The sequence below is a fragment of the Gammaproteobacteria bacterium genome (assembly GCA_014075255.1).
Classification (GTDB): Bacteria; Pseudomonadota; Gammaproteobacteria; order UBA4575; family UBA4575; genus JABDMD01.
The window spans coordinates 733,168-756,399 of record CP046178.1; the positions used below are offsets into that span (position 1 = coordinate 733,168).

Annotated in this window: 29 protein-coding genes; 13 read left to right on the forward strand and 16 right to left on the reverse strand. The window is 39.1% G+C overall.

Features of this window, described 5'->3' with window-relative positions; translation table 11 throughout:
• Positions 1 to 4: 4 nt before the first annotated feature.
• The 4 genes from GKR92_03730 to GKR92_03745 all read right to left on the reverse strand — a co-directional run bounded on the left by GKR92_03730 (position 5) and on the right by GKR92_03745 (position 5,379).
• Entirely contained in the window at positions 5 to 2,209 is a 2,205-nt protein-coding gene (locus GKR92_03730; protein QMU60849.1) for a hypothetical protein, read from the reverse strand.
• Between the two features lie 2 nt (positions 2,210 to 2,211).
• Positions 2,212 to 3,399 carry a hypothetical protein gene (locus GKR92_03735; GenBank protein ID QMU60850.1) on the reverse strand — a complete coding sequence of 396 codons (1,188 nt, stop codon included), beginning with the start codon at positions 3,397 to 3,399 and terminating at the stop codon, positions 2,212 to 2,214.
• A gap of 583 nt (positions 3,400 to 3,982) precedes the next feature.
• The gene (locus GKR92_03740; GenBank protein QMU60851.1) at positions 3,983 to 4,429 is read right to left on the reverse strand and encodes an NfeD family protein; all 447 of its coding nucleotides are present in this window, start codon (positions 4,427 to 4,429) and stop codon (positions 3,983 to 3,985) included.
• Positions 4,430 to 4,464: 35 nt separating this feature from the next.
• Complete coding sequence (locus GKR92_03745) at positions 4,465 to 5,379, reverse strand: SPFH/Band 7/PHB domain protein (GenBank protein QMU60852.1); 915 nt, start codon at positions 5,377 to 5,379, stop codon at positions 4,465 to 4,467.
• Positions 5,380 to 5,527: 148 nt separating this feature from the next.
• On the opposite strand from GKR92_03745, the gene GKR92_03750 reads away from it, so the two are divergent.
• Positions 5,528 to 5,815, forward strand: a complete 288-nt coding sequence (locus tag GKR92_03750; protein ID QMU60853.1) for a hypothetical protein — start codon at positions 5,528 to 5,530, stop codon at positions 5,813 to 5,815.
• A 171-nt stretch (positions 5,816 to 5,986) separates the two neighbouring features.
• Positions 5,987 to 6,625, forward strand: coding sequence for a hypothetical protein (locus GKR92_03755; GenBank protein QMU60854.1), 639 nt, complete (start codon positions 5,987 to 5,989; stop codon positions 6,623 to 6,625).
• A gap of 15 nt (positions 6,626 to 6,640) precedes the next feature.
• On the opposite strand, the gene GKR92_03760 is transcribed toward GKR92_03755, so the two are convergent.
• Positions 6,641 to 7,114, reverse strand: a complete 474-nt coding sequence (locus tag GKR92_03760) for a hypothetical protein (GenBank protein QMU60855.1) — start codon at positions 7,112 to 7,114, stop codon at positions 6,641 to 6,643.
• Positions 7,115 to 7,184: 70 nt separating this feature from the next.
• Between GKR92_03760 and GKR92_03765 the strand changes: the two genes are divergently transcribed.
• The 6 genes from GKR92_03765 to GKR92_03790 all read left to right on the forward strand — a co-directional run bounded on the left by GKR92_03765 (position 7,185) and on the right by GKR92_03790 (position 10,120).
• Positions 7,185 to 7,439, forward strand: a complete 255-nt coding sequence (locus GKR92_03765) for a hypothetical protein (GenBank protein QMU60856.1) — start codon at positions 7,185 to 7,187, stop codon at positions 7,437 to 7,439.
• Between the two features lie 60 nt (positions 7,440 to 7,499).
• Complete coding sequence (locus GKR92_03770) at positions 7,500 to 7,913, forward strand: hypothetical protein (protein QMU60857.1); 414 nt, start codon at positions 7,500 to 7,502, stop codon at positions 7,911 to 7,913.
• A 38-nt stretch (positions 7,914 to 7,951) separates the two neighbouring features.
• On the forward strand, positions 7,952 to 8,380 hold the full coding sequence (locus GKR92_03775) for a hypothetical protein (GenBank protein ID QMU60858.1): 429 nt from the start codon (positions 7,952 to 7,954) through the stop codon (positions 8,378 to 8,380).
• Positions 8,381 to 8,626: 246 nt separating this feature from the next.
• Positions 8,627 to 9,226, forward strand: coding sequence for a hypothetical protein (locus GKR92_03780; GenBank protein ID QMU60859.1), 600 nt, complete (start codon positions 8,627 to 8,629; stop codon positions 9,224 to 9,226).
• Positions 9,227 to 9,344: 118 nt separating this feature from the next.
• Positions 9,345 to 9,761 (forward strand): hypothetical protein, encoded by a 417-nt coding sequence (locus tag GKR92_03785; protein QMU60860.1) that lies wholly within the window; start codon positions 9,345 to 9,347, stop codon positions 9,759 to 9,761.
• 17 nt (positions 9,762 to 9,778) lie between these two features.
• Positions 9,779 to 10,120 carry an HIT domain-containing protein gene (locus GKR92_03790; protein QMU60861.1) on the forward strand — a complete coding sequence of 114 codons (342 nt, stop codon included), beginning with the start codon at positions 9,779 to 9,781 and terminating at the stop codon, positions 10,118 to 10,120.
• On the opposite strand, the gene GKR92_03795 is transcribed toward GKR92_03790, so the two are convergent.
• The 6 genes from GKR92_03795 to GKR92_03820 form a co-directional block, all read right to left on the reverse strand.
• Positions 10,117 to 10,992: a polyphosphate kinase 2 family protein gene (locus GKR92_03795; protein QMU62704.1), complete on the reverse strand. Its 876-nt coding sequence runs from the start codon at positions 10,990 to 10,992 to the stop codon at positions 10,117 to 10,119. The two genes, GKR92_03790 and GKR92_03795, sit on opposite strands and share 4 nt — an antisense overlap.
• Before the next feature lie 84 nt (positions 10,993 to 11,076).
• Positions 11,077 to 12,552: a peptidoglycan-binding protein gene (locus GKR92_03800; GenBank protein ID QMU60862.1), complete on the reverse strand. Its 1,476-nt coding sequence runs from the start codon at positions 12,550 to 12,552 to the stop codon at positions 11,077 to 11,079.
• A gap of 173 nt (positions 12,553 to 12,725) precedes the next feature.
• Entirely contained in the window at positions 12,726 to 13,565 is an 840-nt protein-coding gene (locus tag GKR92_03805; protein QMU60863.1) for a M48 family metalloprotease, read from the reverse strand.
• Between the two features lie 33 nt (positions 13,566 to 13,598).
• Positions 13,599 to 14,156, reverse strand: a complete 558-nt coding sequence (locus GKR92_03810; GenBank protein ID QMU60864.1) for a DUF937 domain-containing protein — start codon at positions 14,154 to 14,156, stop codon at positions 13,599 to 13,601.
• Between the two features lie 84 nt (positions 14,157 to 14,240).
• Complete coding sequence (locus tag GKR92_03815; GenBank protein QMU60865.1) at positions 14,241 to 15,425, reverse strand: acetate/propionate family kinase; 1,185 nt, start codon at positions 15,423 to 15,425, stop codon at positions 14,241 to 14,243.
• An 8-nt stretch (positions 15,426 to 15,433) separates the two neighbouring features.
• Positions 15,434 to 16,357, reverse strand: a complete 924-nt coding sequence (locus tag GKR92_03820) for a bifunctional enoyl-CoA hydratase/phosphate acetyltransferase (GenBank protein ID QMU60866.1) — start codon at positions 16,355 to 16,357, stop codon at positions 15,434 to 15,436.
• Between the two features lie 138 nt (positions 16,358 to 16,495).
• On the opposite strand from GKR92_03820, the gene GKR92_03825 reads away from it, so the two are divergent.
• Positions 16,496 to 16,696: a dodecin domain-containing protein gene (locus GKR92_03825; GenBank protein QMU60867.1), complete on the forward strand. Its 201-nt coding sequence runs from the start codon at positions 16,496 to 16,498 to the stop codon at positions 16,694 to 16,696.
• A gap of 63 nt (positions 16,697 to 16,759) precedes the next feature.
• On the forward strand, positions 16,760 to 17,002 hold the full coding sequence (locus GKR92_03830; protein ID QMU60868.1) for a DUF1232 domain-containing protein: 243 nt from the start codon (positions 16,760 to 16,762) through the stop codon (positions 17,000 to 17,002).
• Between the two features lie 102 nt (positions 17,003 to 17,104).
• Here the strand turns inward: GKR92_03830 and GKR92_03835 are convergent, their stop codons facing one another.
• The 4 genes from GKR92_03835 to GKR92_03850 form a co-directional block, all read right to left on the reverse strand.
• Positions 17,105 to 17,551, reverse strand: coding sequence for a hypothetical protein (locus GKR92_03835; protein ID QMU60869.1), 447 nt, complete (start codon positions 17,549 to 17,551; stop codon positions 17,105 to 17,107).
• 40 nt (positions 17,552 to 17,591) lie between these two features.
• On the reverse strand, positions 17,592 to 18,710 hold the full coding sequence (locus GKR92_03840) for a cyclopropane fatty acyl phospholipid synthase (GenBank protein ID QMU60870.1): 1,119 nt from the start codon (positions 18,708 to 18,710) through the stop codon (positions 17,592 to 17,594).
• Between the two features lie 326 nt (positions 18,711 to 19,036).
• A complete protein-coding gene (locus tag GKR92_03845; GenBank protein QMU60871.1) occupies positions 19,037 to 19,570 on the reverse strand; it encodes an FHA domain-containing protein in 534 nt (177 codons plus the stop codon).
• Between the two features lie 135 nt (positions 19,571 to 19,705).
• Complete coding sequence (locus tag GKR92_03850; GenBank protein ID QMU60872.1) at positions 19,706 to 20,023, reverse strand: hypothetical protein; 318 nt, start codon at positions 20,021 to 20,023, stop codon at positions 19,706 to 19,708.
• 465 nt (positions 20,024 to 20,488) lie between these two features.
• Here GKR92_03850 and GKR92_03855 point away from each other — a divergent pair, with 465 nt between their 5' ends.
• Entirely contained in the window at positions 20,489 to 20,788 is a 300-nt protein-coding gene (locus GKR92_03855; GenBank protein ID QMU60873.1) for a hypothetical protein, read from the forward strand.
• 109 nt (positions 20,789 to 20,897) lie between these two features.
• Here the strand turns inward: GKR92_03855 and GKR92_03860 are convergent, their stop codons facing one another.
• Entirely contained in the window at positions 20,898 to 21,815 is a 918-nt protein-coding gene (locus tag GKR92_03860) for a L,D-transpeptidase family protein (protein QMU60874.1), read from the reverse strand.
• 100 nt (positions 21,816 to 21,915) lie between these two features.
• Between GKR92_03860 and GKR92_03865 the strand changes: the two genes are divergently transcribed.
• Together GKR92_03865 and GKR92_03870 are read left to right on the forward strand one after the other, a co-directional pair.
• Positions 21,916 to 22,374: a DUF4398 domain-containing protein gene (locus GKR92_03865; GenBank protein QMU60875.1), complete on the forward strand. Its 459-nt coding sequence runs from the start codon at positions 21,916 to 21,918 to the stop codon at positions 22,372 to 22,374.
• A 9-nt stretch (positions 22,375 to 22,383) separates the two neighbouring features.
• On the forward strand, positions 22,384 to 23,184 hold the full coding sequence (locus tag GKR92_03870) for an OmpA family protein (GenBank protein ID QMU60876.1): 801 nt from the start codon (positions 22,384 to 22,386) through the stop codon (positions 23,182 to 23,184).
• Positions 23,185 to 23,232: the final 48 nt, after the last annotated feature.

The following is a 23,232-nucleotide window of genomic DNA, read 5'->3' on the forward strand; positions in this document are numbered from 1 at the left end:
CCTATTAGTTAATTGTTACTGTGCTGCTTGCTAAGCCTGCTGCACATACTGCTTGTAGAACTTGACGACCTGCATTGCCATTACATCCATTTGCACAGTTTTCAGCATCCATGATGCCTACTAGCGCTGCTATAGATGCAGTGCGATCAGGTTGATTTAGCAAGTTCACTCCAGCAGTTTTATCTATAACTGCTCCAGCAATTGCATCTTTTTCACCAGCTGCTATTGCACAGTTATTATCATTAAAGAAGTCTCTGCAACGACCATTGTTATTGGTGATCTCACCACAATAAGTTGTTGCTAAACGTTGAATCGCTATTTGTTGTGCACCACCAAAGCCAAGTGCATCAGCAGTTGGAGGCAACTGATCTCGTAATGCGTCATAACGATCTCGTACGTCACGATCACGCTGACTGATTCCTGTGAGAGCAGCCATAGTGTCGTGCACTTGTGAGAAAGTACGCACACCTACATCCGGCTCCGGCACATCAGCTGGCGGCACAGGTTCTGATGGTCCTGCAATAGATTCTGTAGTACCCGTTTGAGCACCAAGCACTTCAAATTGAAGGCTCAATTGATCTAATGCTGCACCATTTACAGATGGAATTAATGCACCAAGAGGCGAAATCTCTTGACCAGATTGATTCACCATCATGTTGACTCTGCGGAATGTTTGCATCGCTAAAGGAACATCGTTGTTCACTGCAATGCGCATGTTCTTCACTTGAACACCTGCTACATCCGTCACCAACTTAGGACGTGCAAATACATATGAAAAAGGATCCATTTCGTACGCTTGCATTTCAACGTATCCAGGAGCTCCTAATACAGACGCTACATCAAAACGTAGAGATGTAATCGCACCTGCACCTGCTTCAAAGTTTTGTGCTACTTGTGCACCATTTAAAGCCGCATTGTGAATCGCTACCATTTTAAAGGTTCCGCGCCACAAACGATCGTTTGTAACCTCATTACCTAACACAAACAAGTTATCGTCCTGCCAGTTCAACATATCACCCGCTATGGCTTCTTCGACAGCTAATTGACCATTAACATACAACTTACGACCTCCAGCCATATTGTCATACGTCATTACTACATGTGTTAGCTCAGTAATTACCATGTCTTCAGTACGAAGCGCAGGATTACTCCCATTCGCACCTGAGTTTATGGTTTGAACACGTGAATCATATTGTTCTACTTGTTGACCTAAAGTGAAATTACGTCGACCAGTACTAATAGAATATGAAACGATCCGTGCAGGTCCAGTTTGAGTTATATTTTCTGGGATAACCCATGCTTCAACACTAAACTGGTTTCCGCCAGATAATAAATTAAATAGCTTTTGACTATCTGCTAAAGAAGCTTGAGCTTTTCCTGATACGTTGGTTAAACCGCCTTGTGGGTCCCATTCAGTTCCCTCAAGAGCTAAAGTCAAGTCAGCGCCTACGTTACTGGTTCCGACTGTGGTATTACCAGTACCTTCAGCAAATGCAAATAGGGTAATCATGTTTGCATCTGCACGTGGAATACTGCCTTCTACAACTTGTGAGAAATTTGTAGTTGCACTAGCAACAATGTTGCCATTGTTGTTATTTCCACCCGCTGCATCAATTTCTGCTTTCATAGCGGTTATAGCTGCTAAATACTCTCCAGCAATTCTTTCACAATTTGGAGCACAGTTATGATCGTTATTAGGCCTTACATAAAAACTAGATAGATTTGGCGTACTAGTATTGTACAGACCTTGACCACTTGCCAATGCATAGGAACCTGCAGCGTTATCGACAGCAAATTGTATGGGTGCGTTTTCATTTGCATTATTTGAATGACAAAACATGCATGAATTTATAGGGCTTCTAATCACTGGAAATAAGTGAGTCGTAAATAAAGCTAAGTTATCTACATCATTACCAGCGTCATTATTGCCACCGTCACCATTATCAATAGGCTCATCATCACCCATGTCGCCGTTACCGCTACCGCTACCGCTACCGCTACCGTTTGATGCAGTTGACGCAGGATCATCAGATCCACCGCCTCCACCGCCACCGCAAGCAGTTAATACAAACGCTAGCGCAATCATGCAAATCATCTGTAGCACATAACTACGTGATGTTTGTACACTTGTGCTGCTACGCTCAAATAAATAATTATTCTGACTCATAACATTTCTCCTAATTGCCATACCTAATTCGTTGGGCAACATCGTTATTGGCCCATGCAATAAATAGCCGTCTCTGCAAAGACTCGCTTCATACTGCGGTTATTCGCTTCAAAAATAGTTGCAATGTTTTCCACTGCTGTGTTATCTGCATCTCCGTTAGGACTGCGATGACACACTTTTTCAAATACTTTCTTAACTTGGCATTCGGAAAACTGTCGCGACTGTGAAAGCTCCATACCTAATTCTTTAGCGCCATTACCTAGTCCGCCATTAGCAGCATTCCAACCTACCCAGCTGTTCTTGCCAGAACGCCAGTAGTTAGCCCATGAATCATTTTGAGTATTAAATCCCGTTGGGAACACACCTGCATCGCGTACATATTTTGGCTGTACTTCGCCTGCTGTATAAATAAGTCGCTCACCTTCATCTTCAACTTCAACATAGTCGTAGTAGGCGAATGCACCCGCAAGACCATCTAAACCTGCGTGACAGGTAAGACAATCATTCATAAATATTTTGCTGTCGCCACCTGGTGAACGATCTACGTCTTGACGCACACGGTTTGGATAAGCTGCTTTATCACGAAAAGCTTCCATATCCATACACATGAAATTTAACGTCGCAAAACGTACTGCTGCGCGGTTTGTGCCCGCTACTATAAAAGCCTCAGCATAACCACGTGTAGTCATGATGCCTGCAGTTTGAGCAGCACCGAGTTCACTATTAAGTGAAGACTGAGTTGAAAAAATTAAAACAGAGGGGTCACTAAAATTAACACGATCGTTTTGAAGATCTACATAGTGATCATTATCATTGATTGAATAATCAGCATCAGCTGCTCCTGCTGGAGCGTGATAAACCCTATCTGCATATAGAATTTGATCAAAGGGAACGTTATCACGAACAAAACCCATTACTGTCGCCGTAGAATCATTGAGATCTCGATAAACTGATTGATCTCGATTAGTCCAAGGTGTCGCCCAATCTTTAATTGTAGTGTTTATAAAAGACGGGTTAGCCATTGCAATATCTGCAGCTAGAAGCGGCTGTGCTGTAATCAGATTCGTCATCTGTGTAAGCACTGCTTCTGTTGGCGGCACACCGGCTAAGCGGTCATGCATTCGTTTAGCTTGTTCGCGTGGTCCTGCAAGAGAAACTGAAGTACTTACAATTCCTAATGTAAAGATAAACGCACCACATACGTTAATAATTTTTTGTCTACTTAAATGCATTTTCGCACCTCTCGTATTTAAAACATTCATATCGATTAACTTAAAATTCGCTCGCTTAAGCAATTAAGTAAACGAAAGCTTATCGACAGCCACTTCCCGGACTGTGTGGAATGAGAAAAAACGAAACGAAATGCGGTAGGTAACTATTAACAAAAGCTCTTTTAACCACCACTGGTTAAAATAACTATTATTTAATCGTTACGGTCCAACCTGATGAACTGATTTTCACCATCCTAGCGAATATCATGCTCGGCAAGATGCCGTTTCATTGTTCCAAACTCCAGGTACGAATACTGAAGCTAAATAAAAGCAATAAAACAGCAAGTAAGATAAATGGATGGTTTTAACCTATGAACGGTTATTAAGAATTGGGAAGAAAAATAATCAACTTAAAATCAATACATTATGAATTCTCGAAATATTCAAATTACACAATATTATTAGAATATAGCCAGCAATTAAGATAACCGACTGAAAGAAGGAAGTATAATTTTTAAGTTAAATAATACTCAAATCTACTTTGAATTTTCATTCTAGAAAAGAATTTGTAAGTGCATCACAGTTTGATGCACTTACAGAATTATTAGACATGCTCTACATTTAATACCGTACCATTAAGCGAGGTCACTTTTACTTTTTGTCCCACCTCACAATCATTGCCGTACACTTTCCACATGGTGTCATCAACATTTATTTTCCCGTAGTTATCATTAATAGGTGTCTTTAATGTAAAAACACGGCCTATCAGCTCTTCGCCACGCTTATTTAATGTAGGGTGTGCGTCCACCTCAGGAACCTTTTTCCTATATAGGCGCCAGCCAAGTATAGAAAGTACAGACAAGATTCCAAACAAAGTAATTTGCCATTGCCAGCTCAGGTCAGGCAGCATCCATACAAGAAGCCCTAATACAGCTGCAGATGCACTAAACCAAATAAAGACTGCACCTGGCGCAAATATTTCTATTGATAAACAAACAATAGCAATCACCCACCAGTGCCAGTATTGCAAATTTGTAATGAATTCACTCATAACATCAGTTCCTTAATAAAATACTTTATAAACATCTAGGCTTTATCGGACAAAGCAGATTTTGCAATTTCCGATATTCCAGCTATGGATCCCATCAAACTTGAAGCCTCTAATGGCAACATGATGATCTTCTGATTATCCGCTGAACCAATTGTACTTAGCGCCTCTATGTACTTGGTTGCCACAAAGTAATTCACCGCTTGAATATCGCCACTCGCTATAGCTTGAGAAACCATCGAAGTTGCATTCGCTTCAGCTTTGGCTAAGGCCTCTCGTGCTGCCGCATCACGTTTTGCAGCTTCAAGTCGGCCATCCGCATCCAGTATTGCTGCTTGTTTTTCGCCCTCAGCTTTTAGAATTTCAGATTGCTTATAACCTTCGGAGGTCAAGATTTCTGCACGCTTGTCACGCTCTGCTTTCATTTGTCGTGCCATGGAATCCACCAAGTCTTGTGGAGGCGCAATATCTTTAATTTCGATACGAGTAACTTTAACGCCCCATGGTGAAGTCGCTTCATCTACTACGTGTAATAGCTGAGCATTGATTTGATCACGATTTGATAAAGACTGATCTAAATCCATCGAACCTAATACAGTACGAATGTTCGTCATGGTTAGATTTAACGTCGCTCGTTGTAAATTATTTACATTGTATGATGCCTTTACTGGGTCAAGCACTTGGTAAAATACAACGCCATCCACTCTCACCACGGCATTATCACGCGTGATCACTTCTTGCGATGGCACATCAAGCACCCGCTCCTTCATATTCATCTTATTACTAATGATATCTACGTATGGAATGATGAAAGATAATCCAGGTTGCAAGGTTCTGCGAAATTTGCCAAACCGCTCAACTGTCCATTCAAAACCCTGTGGTACGCGCTTTACCGCCATAACGACGGTAAGAACCGCCAACACTAAAAAAGCAATGGGTAAGATTTCTAACATGTGTCCCTCCTAGTAAAAGACCAAATGTAATGATATCGTTTTGTATGTAACGATATATTTACATATTTTTACATTTTAGTCAAGGTATCTAGAAGTTTTAATTTACTAATGGTAATATATATTTACGTCAGTAACTTATACATTACATATGCAAACAGCACAAAAGAGCCCACCCCATTATGTTCATGACCCAAAATGGGCTACCGGGGTTTCAAGACTTATAAAAGCCCATATGGCAGCGACAGGCATTACCTACGCTGATTTGAGCGCTAAGCTTAAAAATCTGGGTACTTCCCAATCTCCAGAAAATTTACGAGTAAAAATCAATCGCGGTAACTTTGGTGCTCAGCTATTTGTGCAACTATTAATCGTGATGGGCAAAACGGAAATTAACCTCAAAGAGCTTGAATTGATTGTAGATAACGTTGATCTGTAACTTCATTAGAAAAACGTCGTGAGCTAGTTCTCACTAAATCACTAATACCTGAATCTAATGTGGTTAAACTCAACTACTTAACCTTTAGATCCTACCTTCTATCCTCTTCCTTGCTCCGCATAAGCAAGTAACAAGTAAAAATATCAGTCTACTTTTCCATGGCGGTCAAAGATGATCAATAAAACCGTATTTGTTTCTAAGTTAATGCTTTCAATACTATGTCTTGCACCTTGGGTAGTTAATGCAGAAGAAGAAACTCCACATGAGATTATTGAGCATACTTCTACAGAGGTTTTAACTGCTCTAAAAAATGATGTGAGTGGAATAAAGAATAATCCAAATAGAATAAACGAATTGGTTGATGAAATTATCCTTCCTATTTGTGATGTTGAAAGAATGGGAAAATATATACTAGCCAAGCATTGGAAAACCGCTAGCGAAGATCAACGTAGTGCATTTGTGAGTGAATTTAAACAAATGCTAATTCGCAACTACGGCAAACACTTAGCTGCATATTCGAATGCAACGGTAACGGTAATCCCACTTAAAATAACAGAAGAAAAACTTTATCAAACTGTTAGCACTGAACTCGATACTCGTATCGGATCTAAGCCATTTCAAGTTGATTATGTATTTAGAGTGACTGATAGCTCCACTAAAGTGGTCGACGTGCGCATAGAAGGAATGAGTATACTTAAGACTTTTCGCACTGCATTTACACAAGAAATAGCCGAAACCTCACTGGAATCGTTAATAGAAAGGATTACATTAGTAAACCAGCCTTCACTTGCAATGAACACTGTACATTAAGTCAATCACCCTATTTTAGAATTTTTGACCCGCTATTACCGCTTTACTCTCTAGATCTTCTATCCACCAATGTGAAAATGGAACACAACGAACAAGATAGGTTCGTTGTATTTGTGCTTCAAATTCTAGTGTTTTAGCTTTCCCGCTAAACTCTTCAGAGTTGAATTCTCCTTGAGCTTCATCACAAAAAACTTTAATTTGATGCTTACCAACAGCCACTTCGACTAGATTGTTGCTAGGTTTTACCACTTTTTTACCATCAATCTCAGCAATTAATGCACTGCGCACATAATCGCCACTCACAAAGACTCCATCACGCACATAGGCAATTGGGGTTGCAGGTGTTTGCTCAATTGAATGCCAACTAAGCGCACCGCAAGAATACAAAGGGACAACCAAAGCCAAACATTCTAGGCAAAGCATACTTTTACATAGATAGACACCGAAAATCTTACGCCAATAGGTAATAAAAGATGGTATCAGTGGCATATAACGTATTCTTTATATTGCATAAGATGTTTTTCTAAACTTATATCTGTTAAAAATTTCAGGAATTATTATGTCTTCTGCATTAGCAGTTTCAGATTCTAAGCATCTCATTCAAGAATTAGAACCCATACTGGTTTCTCTTTATCAAAGTGAAAATGGCAAATCTCCTACACTTTATGAACTAAAGCAGTACTTAGTAAGCTACGCATCAGAGAAAATTGTGGATTCATTAATAAACTCTGATTCCACTATGTTCAAATCTATGTCTTCAAATGAAGCTTTGGCTGCAATTAATCTCTACATTAGAAAGCTACGTGTTTGGTAACAGATTGTTTCGCTTTTAGTCTTCCATCTAAATTGAGAGCAGGTAAAATCAGCCGCTCTCATGATAATCGAGTTACTACATAATTATAAGAATGAATTTTTTATCCTAGCTTGGATTTCTCTTGCCTTGTTTATAGTTAGTATAGCGATAATTCCTTGGATCGTTATTAAAATTCCCGAAGATTATTTCCACGAGCGATATCGTGTGCGGGTTAGCAAAAATAGTGGCCATCCACTCATTGCACAGTTATTTACTGGTCTGAAAAATATAGCCGGATTTATATTTGTTGTACTAGGAGTCTTAATGCTGATCCTACCTGGTCAAGGAATACTCACAATTCTCATGGGTTTATTTTTGATGAATTTCCCTGGCAAATATCGACTTGAGCGAAAAATCGTATCTCTCCCACGCATATTGAAGTCATTAAATTGGATTAGAGCTAAAGCCAATAAAGCTCCGCTGATGATAGAATAATGGGCAAGCTAATCGCTATTTGATAGAGGTAGAGGTAAATGCAAAATACTAACCCTGACTCAAACCCTAAAGCTACAACGTGGTTTAGTGGGCTAATATTTATTCTCGGCATCATTTGTACAGGTATTGCAGCAGTAGGCATATTTTGGTTAAGCAAAATTATACCTGGGATTTATCAAACTCTGGCCGGAACTGACTTCTCTTTCATGTCAAATTCAGTTGTGTTTCATTTACTTTGGGTTGTGTTCTTTTTAAGTCTACTCATGACAGGAGTCAAATTACTAATTTCTGCATTAAATAAACGCACCACGGACCTTGTGCCTGGGGTTTCTCTATATTTTCTAGGCGCTTCGCTGCTAATTATAGGTTTGTTTTATTTGCTGTTTGGTCAGTTGATTTATGCGCTAATTTCCATCATTGCGGGAACATTTTTTATCTATGTAGAGGGTACAACTGAGTTAGCCTAGCTTACCCAAGCAAGCTTATTTATTAGATTACTTAACCTTTCAATTCAGATTATCTGCCTGCCTTGAGTATGAATTAGTCATATAATTCCTGCTCTTTCATCCATTTCGTCCCCAAAATCCGCATCCTTTATCGGTAAGAACACCACTATGAATGGGATTTATGTCCCAATACAACACAGAAAATTCTCTAAAAATTATAGTTTTACCTACTCTTATGCGATTAACCCTAGTTAGGATCATATGGAAATGAAATACTCTTCTTTAATTAAATTCTCAATTCTCACAGCACTTCTTAACTTAGGTTTAGCAAGTAACGTGATTGCAGATGACGCAACTAATGAAATAAAAATTGCTAAATCCGAAGAAGTCTACTCCGTGCCGGATGATTACGGCAAAAGTAAGCAAGGTAAATTTTATTCAGAAAACAGCGAATCAATTCTCGAAGATGGACGATTATTTCTACAAGTAAATATTGCTTCATATCATCCAAGCGAAGATAAAGACGATGATTTCAATGAATTTAACCCTGGTGCAGGTTTTGAATACCATATGGACGGTTACTACTACGCTGCGGGATTCTTTGAAAATAGTATTGATAAATTCAGTACCTATTGGGGTGTGGGCCACGAACGAACAATCGGTACAGATTGGTTTGGTCTCGGCATTTTAGGTGGCGTAGTTACAGGATATGATGGCGGTTTTTCACCGCGGTTAGCCGCTGTACCTTATATTTTATTAAAAAATGGGCGCTCTTCACTAAAAATACATTATGTTCCAGCTGTTGGTGATGTAGATTCAGATGCCATTGGTTTTTCCGCTCGCTTTGATATGGGCGGTTTTTTCTAGCTATCGTTTTAGACTCAGTCCAGAGTCATGTTTGTAAGAAGACTAGGCTAATACCACTCTTTAAACTGTCCCACGCTCTAGTTATACTTGCCTCAAGTAATGGAGAGACCGTTATTCCATGAGCTTCAGTGATTTAATTCTTGCGATTCTAATTCTTACAGGCGCTGCCTGCATAGTTTGGATTTTAGATATCAATCCTTACGATAAGAAACTACATGTATATACTCAAACTTGTGACAATATGATTTTGGAAAATACCTATTGCAAAGGAAATTGGCAAGATAACCCTATAGAAATATTCGTTATCAATCAGGATACTAAGCAGATTATATCTAAGTTGGAAAATCAGCATGATTCAAGTATTTATGAAAGTTGCACAATACGAGATCGAAAAAACTGGCTATGTAGCGTAGGGCTAACCCAGCAAAATATTACAGTAAAAGATGGGCAGATCACTTACAGTGAAAACAGCGATACCCGTCAAATCACACGCCTAGAATGGTTGCAAAATAAATTTCTAAAAATAATGGATTAAATTAATCGTTAATCATTATGAGTGAAACAATTTTTAATAAGATAATCAGCAAAGAAATTCCTGCTGAAATTGTTTATGAAGACGAACAGTGTTTAGCGTTTAAAGATGTAAACCCGCAAGCGCCTATTCATTTACTCATCATCCCTAAAATATCTATTGAAAAAATTGCTGATGCAGAAATAAGCGATCAAAAACTACTAGGCCATTTATTATTAAAAGCAGGTGAAATAGCAGAAGAACTAGGAGTTAAAGATGCTTTTCGCTTAATAATTAACAACGGAGAAGATGCAGGACAAACCGTATTTCATCTACACATCCATTTACTGGCGGGAAGACCTTTTAGCTGGCCACCTGGTTAATCCTCATCTACTAGAAGCTTGCGCGCATCACTGAGTTTTCCCCGCTCTTCATCTCCTAAATTAGGATATTTAAGCTCTAAGCTTTCTAAAGATTTCTTTACTATTTTTGCAACGGTGTATCGCATGTAAGGTTTATCATCAGCCGGAATGGCATACCAAGGTGCCCATGGCTTTGATGTTGCATTTAACGCATCTTCGTAAGCGCGCATATACTCATCCCAATGCCCACGTTCTCTTAAATCAGACGATGACCACTTCCACTGTTTTTCTTGTGTATCAATTCTACTTATAAAACGGTTCTTTTGTTCTTCTTTTGACACATTAAGCCAAAATTTCAAAATAATCGTACCGTTTCTAGCCAAATGTTTTTCCATATCTTGTATAGATTCAAAACGCTCTTGCCAAATGTTCTTTTGATCAATCTCATCCGGGAGATTTTGGAAGTTAAGAATCTCAGGATGAACTCGTACGACCAAGACTTCTTCATAGTAGCTGCGATTAAATATCCCAATTCGACCGCGTTCAGGTAAGTTTTTATTCGTTCGCCATAGAAAATCATGATCAAGTTCCGAAGCAGAAGGTTTTTTAAATGAGAATACTTGGCAACCTGCAGGATTGATTCCCGACATTACGGCACGGATGGTTGAATCCTTACCTGCAGCATCCATTGCTTGGAAAATTAGCAATACTGAATGCTTGTCAAAGGCATATAGTATTTTCTGCAGGTCTTGTAGATCATTAACTACTTTACCTAATTTTTTTTTATAATCTTTATTATCATCAAAAGATGATGAAGATTTTGTAGAAGCGGAAGCTAAAGAAAAGCTGCCATCTGACGGCACTAAAAACTCTGATTGAATCGCTTTGAACATATAATCGTAAAAGTAGTAAATGTTAGTAGACATAAAAAAGCCCCTTAGTGCTGCACTAAGGGGCTTTAATTATACAGCTTTTAATTAAAGCTTTATGCCAAGCTTGGATAATGTTTGCATTGTCAAACCACCGCGCGGCAGTCCATTAGCTCTTTGGAAAGCATCTACTGCAACCATAGTTTGGTTACCAATCACGCCATCAATCGTGCCTGGATTATGACCTGCCTTTTTTAAAGCACGTTGAATATCAGTAATGGTTGTACCTGTCATATTGGTTTCACACAATACCGGTCTCCACTGCATGGATTCTTCAGTTACTTTAACTTTCTTTGAAACTACTTGCGTTTTGGCAGGAATTTCAATTTTCTTTTCAATGGCTGCAGAAGCTAATTTACGCTTCTTAATGACTTTATATTCAGCTGGCACTTCTACCACTTTAGTAGCGGCAGCTGTTTTCACTTTCTTCTGTTTAACTGTTTTATATACTGCTGCAATTTCTTTGAGGCACAAACTCGAGCCTGTTGCCTTACCATTACCGCCAGCACTACTACCCTTTAGGGCCCACATAACTTTTTCATCAGCAGTCTTAACACGCTTAGTTACGGTTTCATAAGTAGCAGGAATTTCGATTTTCTTTTCTTTTGAAGGTGTGACTAATTTACGAACCTTCTCTACTTTATACTCAGCGGGAATTTCTACTTTTTTAGTTGAAGATGGGCTTTTGAGTACGCGCTTACTTACTGTGTTGTAAACTGCAGGAACCTCTACTAAACACATAATTTCGCCAGTACTTCCGTCTAATCTTTCAACCGGGCCTCGCCCTTTCTTCCATTCTGTAGTGGCGGGTTGTACTAAAACTTTTTCTGTAACCGTTTCATACATTGCTGGAATTTCAATAAGTTTTGCAGAAGCTTCTTTGACTAAAACCTTCTCTGTAGACCACTCATATTTAGCAGGAATAATTTCAATTTTCGCGGAGGCTTCAGATTTTAATACTTTCTGGGTTTCTGTTTTATACTGCGAAGGAATGCTATATTCAGCATAACAGCCTCCTACTTTCGCATCCGTAAGATTCAAGCCATTTGCAACAGCACCTGACAATGACGATGCATTTGCACGACTTGCTTTAGATCCCGCTCCACGTGTCCATATTTTTTCAGATGGAGTAACCAATACTTTTTCGCTTACAGACTCATAAGTAGCCGGCACTGGAATTAACTTTTTTGAAGCTTCTTTCACTAAAACTTTTTCTTCTGCCCATTCATATTTTGCAGGAATAATTTCAATTTTAGATGATGCTTCTTTAACGGTTACAGTTTGTGATTCAGTTTTATATGCTGCAGGAATAATTACTTTTGCATAACACTCGCCTGCTTTTGCATTGGGTAGAGCAGATGAAGCATCAGTAGTTACGTTCTTAACAGCGGATACGGCAGCGCTTCCAGCTTTTTTCGCCATTTCACCCGCTTCTTTCATAGCGTGGTTATCTGCAAAAATCGTATGCGTGCTCGTCAGCATAGCGATAGATGCAACTGTAGTGAAAATTCTCTTAATTTTCATCGACTTCTCCAATAAAGTTAATTAGATTGATTATGAATAAATAGTCTGATTTATTTAAGTGTATTGCAGACTAAGCTCCTCTAAGATTTTCGCATTATACGACAACCGTTTTCGAACCAAAAGTATAACTCACATATGCATATGTACTAATTTGTATGTGAAATTCCTAATAATTATGAACCGCAATATTTTTCTCTAACTTCTAGAGCCTCTGGCATCCATCCATTAAGTAATCTAATGCGCGTTTCATGACTAGGGTGAGTCGACATAAATTCCGAAGGCTGCCCTTTACTATGTTCAGCCATCCTTTCCCATATCTTAGGCGCCTCGCGTGGATCAAAACATGCTCTAGCCAAATAAATAAGCCCCATATAGTCTGCTTCTGATTCATGCTTTCTAGAAAATGGTAGTAATACTCCATACTGAGCCCCCATCCCCAAGGCACCCATAACCATTCTCTGAGTACCCACATCCATAGAGCCAAGAGCCATTCCCGCCGCCATACTTCCATATTGAACAAGCTTTTGATGCGCCATTCGTTCAGCCCCATGCCTAGCAATAGCATGCGCGATCTCGTGACCCATTACTGCACTAAGCCCATTTACGTTTTCTACAATCGGAAGTATTCCTGTGTAGACTGCAACTTTACCGCCAGGTAAAGCGAATGCATTTGCTTGGCCTTCATCAATGACATTAAATTCCCATTCAAATCCTGGATCCTCATCAATTACTTTCGCAAGGCGGTAACCAATCTCACGCACAAGATCTACAGCTTGTCCGGATCGTAAGACATTCGCTTGCGACAATAATTGTTGATAGCTCTGCAAACCTAATGCCATTTCTTGTTGTTGAGAAATATCTATAAGCTGCGAACGTCCCGTCATAGCAACTTCTTCTTGATTGCTAAAATAGTAATACGCTAGATACAAACCAAATAAAACAATCGGCAGTAAACGCAGAGCGCCGCCTCGACGGCTACCACCACGTCCATACCGATATGCGCTTCTTCTCATATGGAGATTATTATAGTTCGTGTAAATAAATGTTTATTGAACTAACGCTTTTGCACCTATTCGTAAAACATCATCCATAATTGAGCCATCACCGCCGACATCTAAAAATCCACTGAGCAGATCCATCATTCCGCTATTTGGCCGTGCGGCCTGTTGTGGGCGAAGTAAACCATCCGATGATGCGCGTTTATTCATAGCGCCCATCACAACCGTTGCAATCACTGGCAATAATTTTTTAATTAACGCTGAATCAATTCCTGTATTAGAGGCTGCGTGCCCCGCGAGACTTCGACTAGCGTCTTTATTTCCTAAGATATGCCCTAAAATTCCGTTACCATCTAAAAGTGTATTTTTGTTGCTCAATGAGTCAGGTTGATCATAGTATCGATCATGCCTGCCAGAGGTTAGTGCTCCCATTAATCCATCAAGCCCATTTTGTGTCGCTGCACCATTTTTTATTCCACCGGCAAGTACAGGCAAAACCTGACCCAATAATTGTTGCATTTGGTTAGGTTTTAATCCCGACATGGAGGTTAAAGTATCCAGAGGGCCACCTTTTTGTGATTGCAAAAGCATTTCGAGTACATTCATAAATTCACCCACATATTTTTAATGTCACACTTGTCTAAGACATCTTGTTTATATCAATAATATTTAAGTATTACACATATAAGATTATGAATTTTTGTAAATTTTTAAAACATGTTTTGCTATCATCAGTGCTTCATTGGTGGGGATTACAGAGATTTCCACAGAACTTTCCGGGTTACTTATTGTAGCTTGGCCACGCTCATTAGCCTGTTGATCCAGTGCTATCCCAAGCCATTTAGCTAACATACATATTTTTTCACGAATAACTGGCGAGTTTTCTCCAATCCCTGCTGTAAATACAATTTGATCTACACCACCCAACTCAGCTACTAAGGCTCCGATGTGTCGATTCACCTGATAACAAAATAATTCAACTGCTTGCACAGATGCGTGAAGACTAGAAGCTAGTAATGTACGCATGTTGTTACTTTCATTTGACACTCCTCGCAAGCCAGATTCTTTATAAAGTAAATCTGAAATATCTTCAGCGCTCATTGAATAATGACTCATTAAATGTAATACAACTCCAGGATCTAGGTCACCACAGCGCGTACCCATTACTAAACCATCCAATGGTGTAAAACTCATTGTCGTAGCGATAGATTTTTTATTTGCAACCGCACACAAACTGGCGCCATTGCCTAAATGAGCAATAATAATTTTCTTGCCGTCGATGATTTGCTGCTTATTAATACGTTCGACAATATATTCATATGACAAGCCGTGAAAGCCATACCGCCTAATTCCATCGTCATAATATTGTTTTGGCAACGCAAAACGTTTTGCCACACCTGGCATAGATTGATGGAATGCCGTGTCAAAACAAGCAATTTGCAGTAAATCAGGATATAAATTTTTAACAATTTCTACTGGTGCTAAATTATGCTGCTGATGCAAGGGTGCTAGTGGCTGATAACTATGCAGATCTTCATTAACCTCATCGGTAATTAATACTGGCTTAGAATATTTCGGTCCGCCATGAACAATTCTATGCCCTACTGCCACCAGTTTTATATTAACTTGCTGTGACAACCAATCAAGAAAAAATTCAATCGCAACTTTATGGTTTGGTAGATCGACGGTAATTTCGGACAGCTTTTTATCAATCAACAAATTATTATTTGCATCATAAATATTAATTTGTGCCTCTTCATGAAAAAGCCTAACTGCACGAGCATTGATTATGCGAGTTAATTTATTTTTTTCTCTATCGAAGACTGAAAGTTTAACGCTAGAGGAACCAGCGTTAATAACTAGAACATTTTCCATCCTTTATCTTACAACTTTGAATTATGAACCATTATCACTGCGAGTGCGCATGCAGCCAATCGACTCACTGCATCATCCGCACGACTAGGAAGCACCACGGGAACTTTTGCGCCTAATACAATTCCTGCTCCTTCTGCGTTAGCTAAGTATTCAAGCTGTTTGGCTAGCATATTACCGGCCTCGATATCTGGTACGACCAATACTTCAGCTTTACCCGCAACATCAGACTTTATACCTTTAATCTTTACCGACTCTTCAGAGACAGCATTATCAAATGCTAATGGCCCATCTAATAAGCCACCTTTTATTTGACCACGATCAGCCATTTTGCATAAGGCTGCAGCATGCAAAGTGGATTCTATTTTAGAAGTGACCGTTTCTACCGCTGATAAAATTGCAACACGAGGAACTTTTATATCGAGCAAAATTGCTAGATCGATCACATTGCGAATAATGTCAGCCTTGGTTTCTAAATCAGGTTCTATATTTATGGCAGCATCGGTAATAAAAAGTGGTCTTGGATAAGTCGGCACATCAAATGCAAATACATGACTCATTCTGCGACCTGTGCGTAATCCTCCTTCTCGACTCACTACAGCTCCCATAAGTTCATCGGTATGAATTTTACCTTTCATAATTGCAGATACGGAACATCCTTTTGCCATATCAACAGCAATCTTTGCAGAGTCATGACTATGTTCTGTGGCAACTAACTCGTATGCACTAATATCCAACTTTGCTTCTGTAGCAGCTTTTTTAATACGCTGTTCAGGACCTATAAGAATTGGGTTTATTAAGCCTTCTTTTGCAGCTTCGACTGCACCTAACAATGAAGTTTTACCGACTGGATGAACCACTGCAGTATTTAAAGCGGGCATTTTGGACACTGCTTTAAGTAATCGTTCTAAGTGTGGCCGTGCTGGAGTTTGCATAATATTTAACCTGAAATTTAAGGCGAATTAAGAAAGTTATCGAAAAGATGAAATATTCAAGCAGATTACAATTATTTAACAACTAAGGTAAGCTTGAAATTCTCAAATACGAATACAAATAATATCAGGAGAGCACCAATGAGCGTTGCAAAAATTTCAGAAATTAGTTCTTCATCCACCAAAAGCTATGAAGATGCTATAGAAACAGGCATTGCCCGCGCTAATAAAACCCTAAACGGCATTAAAAGCGCGTGGGTTAAGGATCATCAAGTATCGGTAAAAGGTGGCAAAGTCACAGAACATAGAGTCGTGCTTAAGATCACCTTTGTTCTTGATTAACTTAATACTTGGCTGTAGACATGAAAATCTACAGCCAAGCATTAAAGAGGCGAGGGAATTTTTATGAAAAGCGTTATTGTTGTAATTCTTGGTTTACTTTCTCTTATATATATCATGAATCCTACTGCCGGATTCATTGAAATCATTCCTGACAACTTCCCTATAATTGGAAATCTAGATGAAGCAGCTGCTACTGCATTATTATTAAGTTGCTTGAGCTATTTCGGTATCGATCTGTTCAATCTTTTCAGAAAAGACAAGAAAAAAAACAGCGTGATCGAAAACGAAGAAATCACTAAGCAGTAGAATCTCCATTTGCTTCTTTTACGCTACGGCATGATTGTAGCGACTATCACAAAAAGAAGTGTTTAATAATACTGAAGATTAATTAAGCTCAGCTAAGAACTACTACCCTTCATTACGTTGAATTTCATTGAATCGTTTATCGATCCATTGTTTTAATCTTTGAATACGCTGCTCAGTCGCCCCTCTACCATCAGTATCACTTAAGTTTTCACGTATATGTAGTATGAGTTCTTCATATTTTCCAGATTGTTCTCGATAATATTCAACATTGGCTTTACATTTTTGAAGCTCTTTCTTAAGTGAAGCGAAAGTCATTTCACCATGTTGTTTGGCAGCGCCATTTTCAAACGACTGCTCTTTTATCTTCTCTACCAAAGAAAGCATATCTGCCTGCTCTGCTTGAACCTGGGGGTAACAATCTATTAGATCATCAATATGAATTTTGCCGCGCGTAGACGCAAGTTGATTGTTGTTGATTTTTTCTTGAATTTCTTTTGCTTGAACCTTTGCTAGCGATGCAGCTTTAGAAACTGAAATAAATTGCGACATTAAAAGTTATGCCTTACTTAATGTGCTTACCAAAGTATTATTATCGAATAGGCGTGTAACCGCCGGCAATTCCCTCTTTACTGAGAACAAATTGCCAGAGCTGCAGGTTTCTTGCGCGAAATGCGCCTGCACAGCATAGCAAGTAATACTTCCACATTTTATAATGTTGCTCGTCATATTTTTTACTTAAATGCTTCCAGCCATTCTCAAAATTATCGAACCACGCCATTAATGTTTTATCGTAATCAGGACCAAAACTATGATAGTCCTCTATGATAAATTCATCATCAATTGCCATAGTAATATCTTTCATAGAGGGAAGCACGCCATTAGGAAATATATATTTATTAAACCAAGGGTCTGGACTATGACGCGTAAAATTCGAACCAATTGTGTGCAATAGAAAAAGCCCATCATCCTTTAAACAACGTGAAGCTACTTTCATATAGGCTTTATGATTTTTCGGGCCTACATGCTCAAACATTCCAAGTGAAACCACATGATCAAACTTTTCGTTTAGTTCACGATAGTCTTGCACACGCACATCAACAGATAATCCAGCACAATCATTCTTGGCATATTCAGCTTGTTCTTTTGACACCGTGACACCAACTGCATGCGCACCATATCGCTCTGCAGCAAACTTTATAAAGCTCCCCCAACCACAACCAATATCTAATACACGTTGGTTTTCTTGTAAACCAATTTTACGACAAACAAGATCTAATTTATTTTCTTGAGCCTGATCAAGATTTGCCGCATCTTTCCAATAACCGCAAGTGTAGGTAAGGCGCTTATCAAGCATACACTCGAAAAGATCATTCCCCATATCATAATGTTGCTCGCCAACACGAAAGGCACGACGAATATTTTGCAGATTAAAAAACTTTGCTTGTAAAACAGCCCATATATAAGAACGGCCCTTAACTCTTCGTTCTAAATCAGTACTTAAAAGTTTATCGAAAAATTGATCAAGAGTAGCGACATCCCACCACCCTTCCATATAAGATTCTCCTAAACCCAAAGAGCCTTGCGCCAATATGCGTTGAAAAAATCTACCGTCATGAACTTGTATGTCCCAAGACCTATCACCACCGATGTGAACATCAACATCGGCTAATAGTTTATTTACGCGCACCTCGAACTTATCCAAACCCATATTCCCACTATAAATTTGTAGTTATTTAACAGAGAAACTTACTTTTTATTTTTGATGCTTCCGCATACAATTGAAATATAATAAAAATAAAAACCCATAACAAGAAAAGATAAGCCCATGTTGCTATCTATCAATCTAATATTTGCATTTTTAGTGCTGTTGATTGGTGTTTTGATGCTTTTAATCAGACATTAAATCAAGATTCAGATAAATTTAGTTGTCTGTTATATGCAATTTTTAATGAGAACAATTGTGTACAGCTGACACAGCAGTTGTTGTGGCTAAAACAACAATAGAAAAAGGGTTTTAAGGCTAAGGATAATATTTTAGCTGCAGAGGAATCTGATACAAGCATCATCATCACGATCAATCGGTGCACCTAAACTTAATACACCGTCTCCGTATAAATATGCTTTTTGCCCTTGAATACGAATTTTGCCTAGATCATCCGCCTCAATGAAGGTGCCATTGAGACTATTATCTTGTAGAACAAATTCGCCATTCTCATAGCTGATAATTGCATGATGTTTAGAAACAAAACTATTTACGACACGCAAATCGCATTGATGTGAACGCCCTAAAGTAAATTGCTTTAAACGAGTATCAAAATAGTAGCGCTGCCCGGCAAATTTCAGGTTAAGCGTGCTGGTATTACGAATAGGCTGATTTTCTTGCCAAATGAGTTTCAAATTAATTTTTCGGCGATCGGATATGCGCCGTCTATCCTTGCGCACAATATTAAAATCGCTATCTAATAGCGGAAACTGTATAGACGTCGCATCGACACGACGATCTCTCTCACGATGAACGTATACCTTTGACTCTGCTTGTACGCTTTCCATTGAACTATTACTTTGCATTCTCAATCTCAATCACATTAGTATAAGCATGGAATAGCGTCTAAAAAGTGAACTAGATCAACCTGCCCAGCAAATTATTTCGAAATAAAAAACTATATATTCCCTATATTATTCATGGATTTAGGATAATTATATCTAGTGATTTGCAGACTGCTCTGCCCGATATTTGTGAGTAAAACCAAACCCAATGCCTTCATTTGATAGATGCACCACAACTGCCCACACGCGGATCAGTTTAATTGCGTTGGCTTCAGAGACTGAAAACACGAGTTGCACTCTTCTACCCACGTAAGCATGTTCTGGCACAGAATCTAGAAATGCACCTCGAGTACTCAAATTTGTTGGGCGGCAACGCGTTAAATTCAATTGCGGGCAATATAAACGCAAATTTGTAGGAGAGGTTTTACGCCTTGCTATGCGTCTCTCATCCTTAGTAGCAGCACTTTGGTTCATCGATCCCTCTTTGAGTTAATTATTATTATTGTAGTTGGATAGTAGTAAAGGTATATAACTTACTAAAATATAATAAACCCTTGTTTAACAAGGTCTTATACTGTTAATTAAAAACAGTCTAGCGCAACTTGAAGCGGGTTTATAGTTCAATTTGTTAATAAATCAGGCTCATATTGACAGAAATTAATATCCTCAACTCTCTAAAATTAAGCTTAAAGCCTCAATAATTAGAAATATATTGAGGCTAAATCATTAGCTTTGGACAATGAATATTTGCAAATCGAGCGATCTAGCAATAATAGACTTGGTAAGTGTAACGTTTTTACTTACAATATCGCCGTTCTGTCATAACACTAGATAAGTTATTATCTAGTGCATCCACCTGGGAAGTTGGGTGGTACGTGACAAACACAAAAATTAATCAATCGTACGATTATCAATTAAAATAACTTCGGAGTTATAATTATGCTAACTAAGAAACTTCTAATCCCTGCAGCCTTTGCTATGGCGGCAACATTCACCACAGGGTGTCAGCAAACTACTATGGCTGAACCAGCTATGGAAGCTGAAGCAGACCCTATCGCAGAAGTGCGTGAAATTGCTAATGAAGCTTTGCGTACAGCGAATACAGCTGCACATGACGCTGCTACTGCAAAAGATATGGCTCTAGCGGCTCAAGACGCTGCTGCTGCTGCTCAAGCTTGTTGTGACGCGAATTCACGTCGCATGAGCCGTATGTTTGACGGTTCTATGAGCTCTAAGTAGTTCTAGTAAGATTTATCTTCACTTTTGAAGATAAGCAAAAAGGCCCGTATACGGGCCTTTTTTGTGCATGTCTAAGTAGCTTGTTCTGATTAACAAATAGTAATTAGATCTACTGTGTTTTAGTCCCCACTGAAATAGGCAATCCTGTCTTATTCTTCGCTAATTGATTAGCAAGTTCCCAGTTAATTTTATAGCCTTCTTTAGACTTAGTAGCGCCAATAATGGCTTGCACAAACTGAGTTAAATTCCTTGAATTAGTACCTGTTTCATCGCCTTCACTTGGATGCATTTCGGCATATAGCTTGCCACCACTCCACGCCAGCTTGTAGGGTTCGTTAACAATGGTGACAGGAGTGTTTATGGATACTCGGCTAAACAAGTCCTTAATATCATCGGGATGTAAACGCACGCATCCATGAGTTACTTTCATGCCAATGCCACGCGGGTTATTGGTGCCGTGAATTAAATAGCCAGACAAGCCTAAGCGAATAGCATAATCACCAAGTGGATTATCCGGCCCAGGAGGAACCGTAGCGGGTAAAGGGTCATTTTTCTCTTCATGCTCCTTACGGATTGATTCAGGCGGGGTCCACGTTGGGTTTTTCTTCATCCCAATAACACTAGTCTGTGTGTTAGGCGTGTCCCAACCCTCTTTCCCGATACTTATCGGATAGGTATACACATAACCTGGTGCATTTTTAGGGAAGTAATAAACACGCATTTCAGCAAGATTGAGAATGAGGCCTTTATGCTTAGTGTTAGGCAAAATATAGCGAGTTGGCATTACAAGCTGTGTGCCCTCGCCCGGTAACCATGGATCAACATTTGGATTTGCCAGTACTAATTCTTGAAAGCCCAAACTATAGCGCCTAGCCAATTCAATGAAAGTATCCGATTCTTTAGCCGTCATCAGGCTCATTTGGCCTACGATTGAATCGCCATTTTTAGGTAATTGGTATCGTTCTGCCTGTAGCTGCATCGAGCTAAGCAAAAGAAATAAGCCAATGATCAAGTAAATAGTTTTCATGCTAAATTTTGCAATATCAAATAAATTGCGCCTATGATTTAAACTATAGTGAGCTATTGGACTGAAGTAAAATAAAACCGTTTAAATACCCAATTAAAATATGACTAAAAGACCCATATACACGCTCGACAATTGCTTAAAAAAAGTGAACCTAAACCCGCATAGGCTCTCCCACAAAGGTTATCTGTATATATGCATTTGCTTATTTCTATCAAGTTTATTACTGGCTTGTGCTTCTACCCCGCCCTCCAAAACGTTGCCACAATCAAAAGTGGCGGTTTCAAGTGTTGACCATACAAATTATCGTAAACATGTGAGTGGCGATGTAGACACCGTAAAAGCAAAGCTCAAACAAGCACAAGATTTAGAGGCAGACAAGCAACACGCAACTGTTGAACAACTAGCCCAACAGATACTGGTAGATGTTGAATTGATACGAATTAAAACCCAACGTTTAAATGTAGAACAAGAAGTTAAAAAAATTGAAAGCAGCATTTCTAATTTACACGATGAATTGAACTGGCGCGAGCCCGTTCAACTTAGTCCACTAAATCAATAAGCGTTAATCATGTTCAGAATTTATTTAATTATTTTTATAGTAACGGCTGCTTGCAGTTGCGCAAGCGCACCGAAATCTTATCCACCGTTAGCTGAAGCTAAAGCAGCTCTTGAGAAAACTAAAAAGAAAGCCGGTATATTTGAAGTTGCATCGGTAACGCTATTTGAAGCGGATGAGCAACTCAAACATGCTGAAACTGCTTTAAACGAAAACGATACGGATAGCGTCGACCATTACGTTTATCTTGCAACTCGCAAACAACAAATTGCTCAAGAATTGTTGCTTAAACATCAGCAAGAACAAGAACTCATTAATCTCAAGCAACAGCAACATGAAATGATTGCACATGCACGTCGCACTGAATCAACGCGCGCATCCTCGGAAACACGCAAAGCTCAACAACGGATACAACAGCTTGAAAAAACACTTGGGCAATATAAAGCAGAAGAAACCAGTCGCGGCACGATTTTAGTCATCAACGATTTGCTGTTCAATACAGGTGGAGCCAACTTAAAACCACAATCTCAAAGAAGATTAGAGCCGCTGGTACAGTATTTACAGGGTAACTCTCAACGAGAAATTATCATTGAAGGACATACCGACAGCATAGGCAACCCACAAGTGAATAAACAATTATCCTTACAACGCGCCGACACTGTAAAAGAATTTCTTATGACACGTGGAATAGATTCCAACCGTGTAGAAACCCGCGGCTTTGGCGAAGAAGTTCCCGTTGCAACGAATACCACCAATGCTGGCAGAAGCTTAAATCGTCGCGTAGAAGTAGTGATTAAAACGCCGGGTCAATAATTTAATAATAATCGCTTACAGCCAATTTGCGAGCACATGGGTGTAGGT

Coding starts and splice junctions, on each gene's coding strand:
- GKR92_03730 (QMU60849.1), bottom strand. CDS start 2,209: ATGTTGCCCAACGAATTAGGTATGGCAATTAGGAGAAATGTTATGAGT.
- GKR92_03735 (QMU60850.1), bottom strand. CDS start 3,399: ATGCATTTAAGTAGACAAAAAATTATTAACGTATGTGGTGCGTTTATC.
- GKR92_03740 (QMU60851.1), bottom strand. CDS start 4,429: ATGAGTGAATTCATTACAAATTTGCAATACTGGCACTGGTGGGTGATT.
- GKR92_03745 (QMU60852.1), bottom strand. CDS start 5,379: ATGTTAGAAATCTTACCCATTGCTTTTTTAGTGTTGGCGGTTCTTACC.
- GKR92_03750 (QMU60853.1), top strand. CDS start 5,528: ATGCAAACAGCACAAAAGAGCCCACCCCATTATGTTCATGACCCAAAA.
- GKR92_03755 (QMU60854.1), top strand. CDS start 5,987: ATGATCAATAAAACCGTATTTGTTTCTAAGTTAATGCTTTCAATACTA.
- GKR92_03760 (QMU60855.1), bottom strand. CDS start 7,114: ATGCCACTGATACCATCTTTTATTACCTATTGGCGTAAGATTTTCGGT.
- GKR92_03765 (QMU60856.1), top strand. CDS start 7,185: ATGTCTTCTGCATTAGCAGTTTCAGATTCTAAGCATCTCATTCAAGAA.
- GKR92_03770 (QMU60857.1), top strand. CDS start 7,500: ATGATAATCGAGTTACTACATAATTATAAGAATGAATTTTTTATCCTA.
- GKR92_03775 (QMU60858.1), top strand. CDS start 7,952: ATGCAAAATACTAACCCTGACTCAAACCCTAAAGCTACAACGTGGTTT.
- GKR92_03780 (QMU60859.1), top strand. CDS start 8,627: ATGAAATACTCTTCTTTAATTAAATTCTCAATTCTCACAGCACTTCTT.
- GKR92_03785 (QMU60860.1), top strand. CDS start 9,345: ATGAGCTTCAGTGATTTAATTCTTGCGATTCTAATTCTTACAGGCGCT.
- GKR92_03790 (QMU60861.1), top strand. CDS start 9,779: ATGAGTGAAACAATTTTTAATAAGATAATCAGCAAAGAAATTCCTGCT.
- GKR92_03795 (QMU62704.1), bottom strand. CDS start 10,992: ATGTTCAAAGCGATTCAATCAGAGTTTTTAGTGCCGTCAGATGGCAGC.
- GKR92_03800 (QMU60862.1), bottom strand. CDS start 12,552: ATGAAAATTAAGAGAATTTTCACTACAGTTGCATCTATCGCTATGCTG.
- GKR92_03805 (QMU60863.1), bottom strand. CDS start 13,565: ATGAGAAGAAGCGCATATCGGTATGGACGTGGTGGTAGCCGTCGAGGC.
- GKR92_03810 (QMU60864.1), bottom strand. CDS start 14,156: ATGAATGTACTCGAAATGCTTTTGCAATCACAAAAAGGTGGCCCTCTG.
- GKR92_03815 (QMU60865.1), bottom strand. CDS start 15,425: ATGGAAAATGTTCTAGTTATTAACGCTGGTTCCTCTAGCGTTAAACTT.
- GKR92_03820 (QMU60866.1), bottom strand. CDS start 16,357: ATGCAAACTCCAGCACGGCCACACTTAGAACGATTACTTAAAGCAGTG.
- GKR92_03825 (QMU60867.1), top strand. CDS start 16,496: ATGAGCGTTGCAAAAATTTCAGAAATTAGTTCTTCATCCACCAAAAGC.
- GKR92_03830 (QMU60868.1), top strand. CDS start 16,760: ATGAAAAGCGTTATTGTTGTAATTCTTGGTTTACTTTCTCTTATATAT.
- GKR92_03835 (QMU60869.1), bottom strand. CDS start 17,551: ATGTCGCAATTTATTTCAGTTTCTAAAGCTGCATCGCTAGCAAAGGTT.
- GKR92_03840 (QMU60870.1), bottom strand. CDS start 18,710: ATGGGTTTGGATAAGTTCGAGGTGCGCGTAAATAAACTATTAGCCGAT.
- GKR92_03845 (QMU60871.1), bottom strand. CDS start 19,570: ATGCAAAGTAATAGTTCAATGGAAAGCGTACAAGCAGAGTCAAAGGTA.
- GKR92_03850 (QMU60872.1), bottom strand. CDS start 20,023: ATGAACCAAAGTGCTGCTACTAAGGATGAGAGACGCATAGCAAGGCGT.
- GKR92_03855 (QMU60873.1), top strand. CDS start 20,489: ATGCTAACTAAGAAACTTCTAATCCCTGCAGCCTTTGCTATGGCGGCA.
- GKR92_03860 (QMU60874.1), bottom strand. CDS start 21,815: ATGAAAACTATTTACTTGATCATTGGCTTATTTCTTTTGCTTAGCTCG.
- GKR92_03865 (QMU60875.1), top strand. CDS start 21,916: ATGACTAAAAGACCCATATACACGCTCGACAATTGCTTAAAAAAAGTG.
- GKR92_03870 (QMU60876.1), top strand. CDS start 22,384: ATGTTCAGAATTTATTTAATTATTTTTATAGTAACGGCTGCTTGCAGT.